This is a genomic window from Bacillus sp. ISL-39 (genome assembly GCF_018613295.1).
Lineage (GTDB): Bacteria > Bacillota > Bacilli > Bacillales > Cytobacillaceae > Mesobacillus.
Genome location: NZ_JAGGQM010000025.1, coordinates 21,692 through 35,127, shown reverse-complemented (window position 1 = coordinate 35,127; position 13,436 = coordinate 21,692). Strand labels below are relative to the sequence as shown.

The following is a 13,436-nucleotide window of genomic DNA, read 5'->3' as shown; positions in this document are numbered from 1 at the left end:
TTCACAGAGTAAATTATGAGTATAAGGTTCATGTCCATCTTGAATCTAAAAAAATAGAATGGTTTTTAGGAGGATGTCAGGTATGAAAAAGAAATCGGTTATTGGATTCACAATCGCTGGAGCACTTTTGCTTGGAGGTTATGCTACTACCTCTTTAGCGAATGACGACAGTACGCCAAGCACGGCTGCCGCCACTGTCAAAGGTTTTTTTGGCAAAGGTTTTGGCCATAAAGGGTTTTACGGAGGGAACTCAGAGGCACTGATCGAAAAGGCGAAAGAACTTGGAATCAGTACATCAGGAAAAGATGCTCAAACATTGATGGGTGAAATCCGCGAAGCTACACTTAAAAATGAAGCAAAAGAATTGGGAATCAAGACAGACGGCAAGGATGTCGCAACGCTGGCTGAGGAAGTTCAACTGGCCAACCTAAAGGAGAGAGCGAAGGGTTTGGGCATCTCGACCGATGGGAAGGATGCAGCAGCACTTCATGATGCGATCCGTTTAGAGAACCTTATGGATAAAGCAAAAGAACTCGGCGTCTCAACAGACAACAAGGATGCTCAGACTCTAATGGAAGAAATCCGCACAGCAAACTTGAATAAAAAAGCCAAGGAACTTGGTGTCTCCACTGAGGGCAAAGACCTTCAGACACTGAAGCAGGAAGTTCATACTGCATATATAAACCAAGAGGCTAAGAAGTATGGGATTACAGTAGACGGCAAGGATATTCGTGAAATTACACAGGAGGTCCAGTCAGCCAAAGTAAAAGCAGACGCGAAAGAGCTAAATATTACGATTGATGGAAAAACAATCGGTGAAATTGCCCAGGAAGTACAGGAAAAGAAAGTCCTGAACCTGGCGAAGGAACTTGGAATATCCACTGCTGATAAAGATACACGCCGGCTGATGGAAGAAATTCAAGCCAAGGATGCTGACAAGCTTGATGAGTTGTTCGAAGATGGATTGGGGCGCCATGGAATGGGCTTTGGACATGGCGGTGGATTTGAAAAGGGCAATGGCTTTGGAAATGGTGAAGGTTTCGGAAGAGGCAATGGTTTTGGACATGGCGGCGGCAAAGGCGGAATGGGACAAGGCGGTTTCGGCGGTGAAGGCGGCCGTGGCGGCATGCATCAAATCGGCGGCGGACGCGGGTTTTAACTTAAAAATATCGTCATAATCCCCCGGTACATGCGGGGGATTTTTCTTGTAAAATAAGGAGTAGAAAATGAACCGAAATAACGGGCTCCAGAGTGAAAGCTTTCTAGTAGGATGGGAGAGGCGATAATGAAGACCATTTTAATCGTAGAAGATGAACAAACGATCTCAAGAGTACTGGCAGTTTACCTGAAGCATGAAGGCTATGAGGTCGTACAGGCCTTCGATGGAAAAGAAGGTCTCCGTTTATTTACCCAGGAACAGCCGGATCTTGTTCTTCTGGATGTGATGCTTCCGGAAATGGACGGATGGGATGTTCTGAAGGAAATCCGTAAAATCAGCTCCTGTCCGGTCATCATGCTGACTGCCCTTGGGGACATTGACTATCGCTTAAAAGGGCTGAACCAGGGAGCAGACGATTATATTTCCAAGCCGTTTGTTGGTGAAGAGGTGGTTGCCAGAATAAATGCTGTGCTGCGCCGTTCTTCGAATGTCCTAGATACGGATAAAACAAAACAGTTTGGCAGCCTGAAAATCAATATTGATTCACATGTCGTCACAGTCAATGGCGATAAAGTGGTTTTGACTCCCAAAGATCTCAGTTTGCTGATTTTCCTGGCAGATCGGCCAAACAGGACCTTCACCAGGGAAGATTTAATCGAAAGTGTATGGGGAATGGATTATGACGGAAGCGATCGCGCGGTAGATCTTTCGATAAAAAGAATCCGCCATTCACTCGCAGAGTGGCCGGCGTCACAGGGAGAAATCAGGACATTAAGAGGATTGGGGTATCAGTTCAGTGTTTACGAAAAATAAAAAGCACGTTCCATTATTGAGATATTGGACAACCAGATATCTTCTGACCCTGATTGTCGGGCTGCTTTTGCTCGGTGCCGGTTCGGTGTGGTGGATAAAGGAAACCACACTGGAAAACCGATTGAAGTTAATGGAGTACATGGCTGTTGAAACTGCCGACCGGGTCGCGCAGTCCAGCGATTTCGGAGGTTTTGACAAAAGGATGGGGGACCGGACCAGATTCTTCGAAATGGAAAATCAGCCACTGCTTATGATTACTGATATAGAAGGAAACGTCCTGAACACTGGTCCGATGCATGGCGGAGGGGGGGCCCGTCATTTTTCAGGAAAGGTACCCTCAGAAATCATTACGAATGATGACAGTATCAAGAGATTCACTGAAAATGGAACGGATATATACGCTGTTAAGGCACCGATCACCACGAATCAGCTTCAGGCCGGCTGGGTTGTCGTGATGCAAAACGCTGGCGACTTGACTAATGTTGACCAGGAATACCGCTTGTTGCTTATTTTACTGGTGGGGCTTGGCTTGCTGGGCTGGATTGTGATTTATCTTCTCACTAAAAGAATCCTGAAACCCATTCAGGATGTAGCGTTTGCCGCGGCACAGGTGCGCGAAGGGGATTATGACATCAAGCTTGAGTCGGACCAGAAGGAACTTGAAATATACGAACTCATTACTTCCTTTAAAGAAATGACCAGCCGTCTGACCCAGCTTGAGCAAATGCGTGCTGAGCTGTTGGCAGGAGTAACCCATGATTTGAAAACACCGGTTACCTCGATCAGCGGCCTCGTCCAGGCTGTGCGTGATGGTGTGGTGACGGGAGAGGAGCGCCAGGAATTTCTCGACATCACCCTAAAAGAAATCCATAGATTGCAAACCATGATTTCTGATCTGCTGGAATTCAATTCACTGGCAGCCGGCGCCTTCACGATCCGGCCGGAGAATTGTGATATGAACAAACTCGTTGAAGATATTGGCAGGCAGTGGCAGGTCACGCAAAGTGAACCTGTTGATCTAAAGGTCATCACGCCAGGCCACACCGTCTATACTATGACGGATCCACTGCGATTGCAGCAAATCCTGATAAACTTGTTGAATAATTCATTCCAGGCAATCGATGACGAAGGCACTATTACCCTCCAGCTATCAGCGGGAAGAATTGATGTAAAAGACACAGGAACCGGCATACCAGAGGCTGAGCAGGCATTGGTGTTTGAGCGTTTCTTCCGCGGCGAGAAGAAAAAACTCAAGGTCAGGGGCCTCGGCCTCGGCCTGTCTTTCAGCAAAATGCTCGCCCGTTCCCTGGGGGCAGACTTGATTTTAGAAGAAAGCAATTCAAGCGGCACGACATTTTCAATACTGTGGCTAAAAGAAACATAAGTAATGGGCTGCATCTATCTTTGCAGCCCGTTTAAGCGTTTAGTAAATGATCAATGGAAACATCCAGTTTTTCAGAATGACTTCCATCCAGCCATTCTTCTGGAATGACGACGAATCTGGCATTGCCCCCATTCAAATAACGATAGATGATTTGGGCTTCATCAAGTTCCTCCTTGCTGATGACCGCAGATTTCCTTTTCTCATTCTGCTGAAAAGTGTTAAAGATGGTGTCCCTAATGTCCTCTGAAAGCTGCCTGAACTTCTCTGGGGAGTATTCTTTACTAAAAATGACCTTATGCCCTTTGATCAGAAAAACCTTCAAGGTGCGGTTATTGATCCATTCAGCTACGACGATATTTTTATTTCCTCCCGTGAATTGAATCATATTTTCCTTATACAAAAGGATGGAGAATGATTTCATGTAATTCCTGTATTTTGCTGCTTCTTCAAATTGATATTCTTCGGAGGCATGATTCATTTTCTGTTTTAATTCATCCAGAATCTCTGTATTAGCTCCCTGGAGAAAAGAAATGAACATTTCCACAATCGTATTGTATTGCTCAACCCCTGAGCCTCCTAAACACAAACCATTGCACTTCCCCAGGGTATAGTTCAGGCAAGGGGAACCCTTGAGTGGCTGAAGACAGTTTATTTGAAAATATTCCTTCAAGTTCTCGATTGCTTTTTTAACATAAGTAGTGCTGGCATAGGGTCCAAAATAGATCGTACCGCAATCTTCGGATTTTTCAGCAGCGATTGAAATTTTCCGGATAGGCCCGTCCATCATAATTGCAATATAAGAGTAAGGAAGATGGCTCTTCATTTTCTTGTTAAAAAGTGGCTTTAATTCTTTGATGAGCTTGCATTCAAGCAAGAATGCCTCGAATTCTGTATCGGTATGCAAGACCTGGAAATCATTTATGTTTGCGACCATCTTTTTGATTTTTTGCGGATGGGCTGCAGAGTTTTGAAAATATGTTTGGACCCGTTTCTTGAGGCTTTTCGCTTTCCCGACATAAATCACTGTTTCTTTTTGATCTTTCATAAGGTAAACACCTGGAGTCAAAGGAAGGTTTTTGACCTTTTCTTTCATATTCATGTCCGTCCCTCAATTATCTCTTATTTTTCAATCCTTATATATCTTCATATTTTAGCATAATAGGTGATTAAGGCTCTTTATAAGCATATGAAGGTGGGTTTCGTTAGAATGTTTCCGCTTTCATTCACTATCTCGCCAGTATGCTTCCGAATTGGCCCGATATCCTTGAATCTCATTCTGAGGATGTTACTATAGGTAACGTTGATAAAATGTGAACGGAAATAAACTTTTTATGAGGTGAATGCGGTTGTTAAAACAAAAAAAAGTAGCTTTTTTAGGTGCTGGATCAATGGCGGAAGCGATGATTTCAGGTGTAGTCAAATCAGGTAAAATGCTCGCGGAAAATGTTTATGTGACGAACAAGAGCAACGCAGCGAAATTGGAGCGATTGGAATCCAGATATGGAATCAATGCTATGCCCCAGGCTGAATTGCCATATGAAGAGATTGATATGTTTATTTTAGCGATGAAGCCAAAAGGTGCAGCGGGAGCACTTGAAGCTTTGAAGGATCAATTAGTGCCTGGCCAGGTGGTTGTGTCCGTTCTGGCTGGTATTTCAACAGGTTTTATGGAAGATAAACTGAAAGATGGCCAGCAGGTTGTCCGCGTCATGCCGAACACATCGAGCATGATCCAGGAATCAGCCACTGCCATTTCTCCAGGGCTGCACACAACGGATGAAAACATTGAGGATATAAAAGAGCTTTTAAGCAGCATGGGCAAAGTGTTCCTGATTGAAGAGGAGCAGATGGATATCTTCACAGGCCTTGCCGGAAGCGGACCTGCTTATTTTTACTACTTGATGGAGCACATGGAGCGAGTCGGCAGGGAAAACGGCATGGACGAAAAGATGGCCCGTGAAATCATTGCGCAGACGATTCTTGGTGCAGCAAAAATGATCATCGAAAAAGACGAAACTCCAGAGGTCCTCAGAAAAAATGTAACCTCTCCGAATGGAACGACAGCATCCGGTTTGAACGCATTAAGGAAGTACAACGGCGGAACGGCCATCTCCCAGGCGGTCAACCATGCAGCGAACCGCTCAAAAGAAATCAATCGAGAACTTGAAGGAGTCCTTGTTCCTTCTTAACAAAAAAACGCTCCGGGCATCGCAGCCCAGAGCGTTTTTTACATATATAGCCGATAACCCCGCATTTTCTCATACAGGTATTGCACCCCATACAGCAGGTAGGCTTTGTAATGTATGTAGAAAAAGAATTGAAGGTGATTCAGCTTGTTCAGCTTGATGATTTTTAACTTCTTGAGTACATCAATAAAAAAGAAAGCAAAAAACGCATCGGCAATCGCATTCAGCGTAATGAATTTTTTGAAATTCCCATATGAGTTTTTCAGCAGCCACATTGATAGCGGCATATATGGTCCAATGCTGAATGGAAGTTCATCCCTTAGGAAGGACTTACGTTTATTGTAAAACTTCCACCATTTCCTTTTATGACCATACAAATGGTTGATAATTTCAAAACCAATAATAAAAATACCAGCAAAAGAGTAACGCTTGAAACTTCTTCTGCCAATGAACAATAAAGATAGCCAGGGAACAGCTATAATGATCACATTAAACAGGAAATGTCTTTTAGAAATCACTTATGTATTCACCTCAACCGCTTTTCGATTCTTCTATAAACTGTCCAAAATTTAGTAAATATAACCGCCTGTTGAAAAATTATCCTCCAGTTTTATTTTTTCGAAATTATTGAAATAGTGACACTCCTTGGCATATAATCACTTGAAGATATTAAAGGAGATTGGAAAATGATACGGAGATTCTTTACTTATTACCGTCCTCATCGGCGGTTATTCATCATTGACTTCAGCAGTGCGGTGATTGTTGCCTTGCTGGAGCTTGCTTTTCCGCTCGCTGTGCAATGGTTTATCGATACCTTATTGCCTGGCGGGAACTGGAATATGATCGTCAGTGTCAGCATCGGGCTGCTGCTGTTGTATGTCATCAGCACATTGCTTCAGTTCATCGTCAATTATTGGGGCCACAAGCTGGGAATCAATATTGAGACGGACATGAGACAGCAGCTGTTCCAGCATGTGCAGAAGCAATCGTTCCGCTTTTTCGATAACACGAAGACAGGGCATATCATGAGCCGGATTACCAATGACCTTTTTGATTTAGGCGAGCTGGCGCACCACGGACCGGAGGATTTATTCATTGCAGTGATGACCTTCGTCGGCGCGTTCTGGATCATGCTGACAATCAACGTCAATCTCGCATTGACTACGATGATCATCGTGCCATTCCTGATCTGGCTGATTACCTATTCCAACCTGAAGATGAACGCGGCGTGGAAAAATATGTATACAGACATTGCCGATGTGAATGCCCGGGTTGAGGACAGTGTTTCCGGTATCAGGGTGGTCCAGTCTTTTACAAATGAAGATTTTGAGATTGAGAGATTCACAAAGAATAACCGCAAGTTCCGTCGTGCTAAATTGAATGCCTATAAGGTGATGTCCTACAGTTCTTCCGGCATTTATATGCTGACAAGGCTGATTGTTCTTGTTGTTCTCGTGTACGGTGCATGGCTGAGTTTCCAGGGGACCTTGAGCTATGGTGAATTGGTAGGGTTCGTCCTGTATGTGAACGTGCTTTTCAAGCCGATCGATAAAATCAGTGCAATACTGGAGTTATATCCAAAAGGGATGGCAGGTTTCAAACGGTTTACCGAGCTGATGGACCAGAGTCCAGATGTCGTTGACCAGGAAGATGCGATTGAGGTCCCTGGTTTGAAAGGGAATATTGAATTACGGGATGTCACGTTCAGCTATGATGAAAATAAACCGGTCTTGAAAGCAATCGATTTGAGAATCAATCATGGGGAAACGGTCGCGTTCGTCGGACCTTCTGGTGCAGGAAAAACGACGATTTGTTCATTGATTCCCCGCTTTTACGACGTTAACAGCGGCGCTATCACGATCGATGGCATCGATATTCGGGAGATGACGAAGAAATCGCTGCGCTCGCAAATCGGGATCGTCCAGCAGGATGTGTTCCTTTTTACCGGAACGCTGCGTGAGAATATTGCATACGGTTCACTCGGGGCCACACATGAGGATATCGTTAAAGCCGCTAAGCAAGCGCATCTGGAAGATTTCATCGCTGCTCTGCCGGATGGCTACGAAACGCAGATCGGCGAACGCGGCCTGAAGCTGTCGGGTGGACAGAAACAGCGGATTGCGATTGCGCGTATGTTCCTGAAGAATCCGCCGATCCTGATTCTCGATGAAGCGACCTCCGCCCTTGATACCGAAACAGAAAGAATTATCCAGAAAGCTCTCGGGGAATTATCCAAGAACAGGACAACGCTCGTCATCGCACACAGGCTGGCAACGATTCGAAGTGCCGACAGGATTGTCGTCGTAACGGAGGACGGAATTGCCGAAGAAGGCAGCCATGATGAGTTGATCGAACAGGGTGGCATCTTCGCGAACCTGCATAAAGTCCAGTTTGAAACTTCAATTTAAGATTGGTTTATTTTTCCTGTATTTGCTATGATATAGGTAAAATCATGATAGATTTGGAGTGAAGTTCCATGACAGGAACCATAACGATCATAATGGTATTTTCGATCCCGCTAGTCGCGATCGTCACAAGCCATTATCAACGAGTAGCCAAAATCAAACACAGCATGATTAAAGACGAAATCGAGCTCGAAAGATTGAAACACGAAAACTACCTGCTGGAAACGGAAAAAATGAAGCTTGAACTTATGAAGATCGAAAGTCCCCTGGATAAAACAAAAGTGTTATAGGATTTGCCCTCTCGCAGAATTGAATGCGAGGGGGTTTTTATATTTAGAGACTTACAGAGTTGATTGATAGCACCAGGTGATTTTCGGTTTTCCAATATTAGGATGAAGAGGAGATTATCCTGTTTTTTCGGGAGATTATCCTTAATGATCGGGAGAATAACCATGTTTTTTGAGAGATGACGCTTATTGATTGGGCAAATAACCAGGTTGTTCGGGAGATTATGCTGCCTCATCGACCAGTATAGGGCAGTCAGCCAGGTTGAACAGGTAAAAAGATGATTTGCCACGAAATTTCCGAGTTGAAATTGTACCGACAATCAACTTTCCACTCGATTTTATATGAAACTTTCAATTTTTTGAGTGAATTATTCCTCCCACAGGTTACTCCAGCCTCTTCCTTGGCTAATTCTAAGCCTAATTCCCAGTCTAATTCCCCTTATTTTAAAAAAAATGGTTAAATATCCCTTGTGATATGGCGTAAAATGTTATATAGTGCATTACCACAGTAATGCACTATATAGCCTGTTAGAGGAGGTGCGGGATTGATCCTGAATTCAGATAGCATGAAACCGATTTACGTCCAGATTGCTGAGTGGCTGGAAACGGAGATTCTCAGCGAGAGTATCAAGAGGGATGAGAAGGTTTATTCACAATATCAGCTTGCGGAAATGCTGAATATCAATCCGGCGACAGCAGCAAAAGGGTTGAATATTTTGGCGGATGAGAACATTGTTTATAAAAAACGCGGTCTCGGGATGTTCGTATCTGAGGATGCGAAGAAAATTATCATGGCGAAACGGAGGAACCAGACATTGAAGTCATTGGTGGCTGAGTTGGTGCGGGAAGCGGAGCATCTCCAGGTGACGGAAGAGGAATTGATCGAGATGATCCAGGAAGCCAAACGGGATTTAAAGGGGGATACATGATGAGTGTGCTGGAGTTCGAATCTGTAACAAAAACATATGGGAAGAAAAAGGCTTTGGATAATCTTTCGTTTTCCCTAGGTGAAAATAAAATCACCGGTTTGATTGGCAGGAATGGCGCCGGCAAGACGACGATGCTGAAAATCGCTGCCGGTTTTATCCGAGAGAGTTCAGGTGAAGTCACAGTGTTTGGAGAGAATCCGTTTAATAATCTTACCGTGTCTGCGAACATGATCATGATTGATAATGACATGAACTTGCCAGCCGCACTGAATCTCGGAGAACTTCTGGAAACAGCTGGTGATTTTTATCATAACTGGGATATGAAATTGGCACGGAATCTGCTTGATTATTTCGGCCTGGATCCAAAGCAGACGCATGCTGGGCTGTCAAAGGGGATGAAAAATACCTTCAATGCGATTTTAGGGCTGGCTGCCCGCTGCCCGCTGACCATTTTTGATGAACCGACAAACGGAATGGATGCGGGTGTAAGGAAGGATTTTTACCGGGCGCTCTTGAAGGATTACATCGCCAATCCCCGCACGATCATCATCTCAAGCCATCACCTGAACGAGGTGGAAGATATCCTTGAAGACATACTGCTCCTGAAGGACGGAAAGCAATTTTTGCATATGCCGATTGAAGAGCTCCGGGAGTTTGCAGTTATTGTGAGCGGAAAAGAAGAAGCAATGAAGAACTGGCTCCGAGGCCATGAGGTATTTCATAAAAGCAATACCGAATTCGGCAGGACGTATGCGGTGATCCGCAATGACCTTTCCGATGACCAGATTGCCGCAGCGATGAAAAACAGCCTGGAGTTCTCGACCATTTCAAACGAGGATCTCTGTCTGTACTTGACGAGCCAGGAGAAAGGCGGGATTGATGATGTATTTAACAAAGGTTAGCCTTTGGGATGTTGTGAAAAAACAGTTTCGTTTTAAGTTGAAATCATACCGGGGGGTATTCACTTCCTTGATGCTGCTGCAGATCATCGGGCTTCTTTTTTCGCTTGGCGGAGAAGGAGGCAGTGGCGGAGGATCGGAAAGTTTCAGTTATGATATGAACTATTACTCTGGCAATTTCCTCCTTGCATTTATGATGATTTGGGCTTTCATCTCAGCGATCGTCGTTACCACCCAGGCTTATCGATATGATGATTACTCTTTTGTGGCCAACAGGCTGAGCAGTCATTTATCGAATATCCTGTTCCTGGGCTGGGCAAGCATCATCGGTGGTGTCACATTCGTGCTTGCAAGCCAATCACTGAAGCTCGTTTTTTTATTCCAGCAGGACCGGAAATTCATTGAAAGCGAGCCAATGACAGTGCTGCAAATGTCAGAAGGTCTTGCTGCTACGATTCTCTATTTGTTCCTGTTCACAGCGCTGGGCTACCTGGTCGGGATGTTGGTTCAAAAGAGCAAGATTTTTACCATCATCCTTCCAGCGCTCCTTTTCGGAAGCTTATTTTTAAATGTGTTCCTGGCGAATGAGTCCACCTATGTGATTGATATCGGTCAAGTTTTTATGAGAGAAACATCCTTTCTGCTATTCATGTTAAAAGTACTGCTGACATCCGCGCTTGCCTATGGGATATCAGCCCTGATTTCTAACAGCCTGGAGGTGAGGAAATGAGTTTGGTAGTTTTACTTTTATTTATCATTCTGCTGATCGTAAGTTTCGGCAGCTTTTCAAATAGATTTCTAGGTGCCAGATTCATGAGCGGCAGCATCGTCACAAAGGTCTTTGCAGGGTACCTCGTCATCCTGCTGGTGGCGGGAATTCTCGCATTCATGGTGCCTGTGGAGGATACGATCAAAGGCGAGTATCTGACTGATAAGGAATTGGCGGAAAATGATCGGTTGAATAGCGATATTTACCAAACGGTCCAATCAGGAAAAATTGACGAAGCGGAAGGGCTCACCAAAAAAGAATCCTGGGATTTTCCGCTCAAAGGGAATCATCTGGACATGAACATCATGGCACAGAATTTAATGGTGTTCATCGAAAAGGATCAATCTGTTCAGGGGAAAGTAGAAGTGACTCATTACTCCACTTATTCCTATATCGACAATATTGATATAACCAACCGTATCAAATCACCGGACATTAAGTTAAATGGAACCACTCTGCAAATCTACCCGGTCGAACTTTTAAATATCAAGCTTATTAAGTATAAAAACGCATTTCCTTTTACTCAATTCACCGAAGACGAAGAGCAATTCACCAGCGGTTATGGATTGATGCAAGGATTGGAATTCATCTATATCACTGTTCCTTCTGATACCGAGGTGATCGGCGGCGGATATGTGATCAACTGACTTTGGAGTCCCTCTTATCAGGGGCTCTTTTTCGTATCCGGGTTATGTACGGTATAATGAGAGTATGTATTTAAAAATGAGGAATGCAAAATGGCTATACTAAAAAAATTCAATTTTGTCGGAGGAAGGGTTCTAAAAACGGGGATTGCGGTGTTCATTACGGCATTGATCTGCGAGCTGTTAGGCTGGCCGCCGATGTTCGCCGTGATTACCGCAATTGTGACGATTGAACCAACCGCGGCAGATTCGATAAGAAAAGCATATGTAAGATTCCCGGCGTCGGCGATTGGAGCTGCTTTTTCCGTCGTCTTCAACTTTGCCTTCGGCGACAGCCCGCTAACCTATATGCTCGTTGCCGTGGCAACCATCATTGCCTGCCACAGGCTGCACCTGCAGGATGGTGCGCTGGTGGCGGTGCTCACCGGCGTCGCCATGATTTCTACTGTCCATGACCACTATCTGTCCAGTTTTTTCATCCGTCTTGGTACAACTTTGACTGGGCTGACGGTATCGACCCTGGTGAACCTGCTTGTGATCCGTCCTGATTATTCTAAATCAATCAAGGCAAAAATCCGGCAGCTGATTGTGGAAACGGGAGACTTGATAGAAGGCAGGGGAACGGAAATCACAAGGCATCAGCCTTTGCACCGGGAAACCAGGTCCGACTTCCAGAAAATCCTGAAAGACTTGGAAGCGATTGAAACACTGTGCAAGTATCAAAAGAAAGAATGGAAACTGCACCAATTTGACCGGAAGGACATGCGGAATATCCATTATGAATTCAAGAAGCTGACGATTTTGAGACAAGTCCATTATCACGTCGGAAATTTGGTTTCCCTCCCATCGATGCACCTTCCCGAGGCAAAATCACAGATAGTCGAAGCCATGGTAAAATCGATCAAGTCCGCGTTCCACCATCCCGATTTTGCGATGGATGAATCCCACGATGCTATTGTAAAAGAACTGCTGGATTTATTGAGGCATGAGGTAGATGGACGGGAAGCTTGCTCCCACCGATTCTCCGAAGAAACAGTCATCTATTATGAACTGGTCTCGATCCACGACCTGCTGGAAGAGTTGAACCATATTCACAAATTCGAAATCAGGCATCAAAAGCTGCTTGAAAAATCATTGGATATAAGCTCCTGATCGGGGCTTTTTTGTTTTGCATTAAAGCATCGGACAGGTATGTAGAAGAAGCCAGAAAAGTTATCCGAACCCGGTGACAGATTTGGTGGGAAAGGAAGAATAGCTGTCAAAAGAAAGCCAAACTTAAGACAGGTTTGGATGAAAAAGTAGAAAAGCTGTCAGAAGTAGGCTCAACTTAAGACAAGTTTGCTGGGAAAAGAAGAAAAGCTGTCAAAAGAAAGCCCAACTTAAGACAGGTTTGGTTAAAAAAGCAGAAAAGCTGTCAGAAGTAGGCTCAACTTAAGACAAGTTTGGTGGAAAAAGCAGAAAAGCTGTCAAAAGAAAGCCCAACTTAAGACAGGTTTGGATGAAAAAGCAGAAAAGCTGTCAAAAGAAAGCCTAACTTAAGACAGGTTTGGCGGAAAAAGCAGAAAAGCTGTCAGAAGTAGGCTCAACTTAAGACAGGTTTGCTGGGAAAAGAAGAAAAGCTGTCAAAAGAAAGCCCAACTTCAGACAGGTTTGGCGGAAAAAGTAGAAATGCTGTCAGAAGTAGGCTCAACTTAAGACAGGTTTGGCGGAAAAAGCAGAAAAGCTGTTAGAAGTAGGCTCAACTTAAGACAAGTTTGCTGGGAAAAGAAGAAAAGCTGTCAAAAGAAAGCCCAACTTAAGACAGGTTTGGTGAAAAAAGCAGAAAAGCTGTCAGAACATCTGTCGAGTTCTAATACTGCTAATCTGTTGGAGATAATGATGAGAAATTTTCTACCACAAACACATAGATTTTATAAAATCCAAATCAAAGATATCATGACATTCTCCCACAACTTTCCAAT

13 protein-coding genes are annotated in these 13,436 nt (G+C 44.2%); 11 read left to right on the top strand and 2 right to left on the bottom strand.

Annotated elements, in window-relative coordinates:
- The first annotated feature begins 82 nt into the window (after positions 1-82).
- From J7E37_RS17110 to J7E37_RS17100, 3 genes are all read left to right on the top strand, one after another.
- Positions 83-1,159 carry a hypothetical protein gene (locus tag J7E37_RS17110; RefSeq protein ID WP_215025464.1) on the top strand — a complete coding sequence of 359 codons (1,077 nt, stop codon included), beginning with the start codon at positions 83-85 and terminating at the stop codon, positions 1,157-1,159.
- Positions 1,160-1,285: 126 nt separating this feature from the next.
- Complete coding sequence (locus J7E37_RS17105; protein WP_215025462.1) at positions 1,286-1,972, top strand: response regulator transcription factor; 687 nt, start codon at positions 1,286-1,288, stop codon at positions 1,970-1,972.
- Complete coding sequence (locus tag J7E37_RS17100; protein ID WP_215025458.1) at positions 1,956-3,356, top strand: HAMP domain-containing sensor histidine kinase; 1,401 nt, start codon at positions 1,956-1,958, stop codon at positions 3,354-3,356. Before J7E37_RS17105 ends, J7E37_RS17100 begins: the two co-directional genes overlap by 17 nt.
- Before the next feature lie 31 nt (positions 3,357-3,387).
- On the opposite strand, the gene J7E37_RS17095 is transcribed toward J7E37_RS17100, so the two are convergent.
- Positions 3,388-4,455, bottom strand: a complete 1,068-nt coding sequence (locus tag J7E37_RS17095; protein WP_215025455.1) for a GIY-YIG nuclease family protein — start codon at positions 4,453-4,455, stop codon at positions 3,388-3,390.
- Between the two features lie 241 nt (positions 4,456-4,696).
- Between J7E37_RS17095 and proC the strand changes: the two genes are divergently transcribed.
- Positions 4,697-5,545 (top strand): pyrroline-5-carboxylate reductase, encoded by an 849-nt coding sequence (gene proC / locus J7E37_RS17090; RefSeq protein WP_215025453.1) that lies wholly within the window; start codon positions 4,697-4,699, stop codon positions 5,543-5,545.
- Between the two features lie 38 nt (positions 5,546-5,583).
- On the opposite strand, the gene J7E37_RS17085 is transcribed toward proC, so the two are convergent.
- Positions 5,584-6,060 (bottom strand): hypothetical protein, encoded by a 477-nt coding sequence (locus tag J7E37_RS17085; protein WP_215025450.1) that lies wholly within the window; start codon positions 6,058-6,060, stop codon positions 5,584-5,586.
- 168 nt (positions 6,061-6,228) lie between these two features.
- Here J7E37_RS17085 and J7E37_RS17080 point away from each other — a divergent pair, with 168 nt between their 5' ends.
- From J7E37_RS17080 to J7E37_RS17050, 7 genes are all read left to right on the top strand, one after another.
- Positions 6,229-7,950, top strand: coding sequence for an ABC transporter ATP-binding protein (locus J7E37_RS17080; RefSeq protein ID WP_215025448.1), 1,722 nt, complete (start codon positions 6,229-6,231; stop codon positions 7,948-7,950).
- Positions 7,951-8,018: 68 nt separating this feature from the next.
- A complete protein-coding gene (locus J7E37_RS17075) occupies positions 8,019-8,237 on the top strand; it encodes a hypothetical protein (RefSeq protein WP_214784606.1) in 219 nt (72 codons plus the stop codon).
- 542 nt (positions 8,238-8,779) lie between these two features.
- Positions 8,780-9,163: a GntR family transcriptional regulator gene (locus tag J7E37_RS17070; protein ID WP_214784609.1), complete on the top strand. Its 384-nt coding sequence runs from the start codon at positions 8,780-8,782 to the stop codon at positions 9,161-9,163.
- The gene (locus J7E37_RS17065) at positions 9,163-10,065 is read left to right on the top strand and encodes an ABC transporter ATP-binding protein (RefSeq protein ID WP_215025445.1); all 903 of its coding nucleotides are present in this window, start codon (positions 9,163-9,165) and stop codon (positions 10,063-10,065) included. Before J7E37_RS17070 ends, J7E37_RS17065 begins: the two co-directional genes overlap by 1 nt.
- Entirely contained in the window at positions 10,040-10,792 is a 753-nt protein-coding gene (locus J7E37_RS17060) for a hypothetical protein (RefSeq protein ID WP_215025442.1), read from the top strand. Before J7E37_RS17065 ends, J7E37_RS17060 begins: the two co-directional genes overlap by 26 nt.
- Positions 10,789-11,478, top strand: a complete 690-nt coding sequence (locus J7E37_RS17055; protein WP_215025439.1) for a hypothetical protein — start codon at positions 10,789-10,791, stop codon at positions 11,476-11,478. The genes J7E37_RS17060 and J7E37_RS17055 overlap by 4 nt, the downstream gene beginning before the upstream one ends.
- Positions 11,479-11,568: 90 nt before the next feature.
- Positions 11,569-12,627, top strand: coding sequence for an aromatic acid exporter family protein (locus tag J7E37_RS17050; protein ID WP_215025436.1), 1,059 nt, complete (start codon positions 11,569-11,571; stop codon positions 12,625-12,627).
- Positions 12,628-13,436: the final 809 nt, after the last annotated feature.

Coding starts and splice junctions, on each gene's coding strand:
- J7E37_RS17105 (WP_215025462.1), top strand. CDS start 1,286: ATGAAGACCATTTTAATCGTAGAAGATGAACAAACGATCTCAAGAGTA.
- J7E37_RS17055 (WP_215025439.1), top strand. CDS start 10,789: ATGAGTTTGGTAGTTTTACTTTTATTTATCATTCTGCTGATCGTAAGT.
- J7E37_RS17080 (WP_215025448.1), top strand. CDS start 6,229: ATGATACGGAGATTCTTTACTTATTACCGTCCTCATCGGCGGTTATTC.
- J7E37_RS17095 (WP_215025455.1), bottom strand. CDS start 4,455: ATGAATATGAAAGAAAAGGTCAAAAACCTTCCTTTGACTCCAGGTGTT.
- proC (WP_215025453.1), top strand. CDS start 4,697: ATGCGGTTGTTAAAACAAAAAAAAGTAGCTTTTTTAGGTGCTGGATCA.
- J7E37_RS17075 (WP_214784606.1), top strand. CDS start 8,019: ATGACAGGAACCATAACGATCATAATGGTATTTTCGATCCCGCTAGTC.
- J7E37_RS17065 (WP_215025445.1), top strand. CDS start 9,163: ATGAGTGTGCTGGAGTTCGAATCTGTAACAAAAACATATGGGAAGAAA.
- J7E37_RS17110 (WP_215025464.1), top strand. CDS start 83: ATGAAAAAGAAATCGGTTATTGGATTCACAATCGCTGGAGCACTTTTG.
- J7E37_RS17050 (WP_215025436.1), top strand. CDS start 11,569: ATGGCTATACTAAAAAAATTCAATTTTGTCGGAGGAAGGGTTCTAAAA.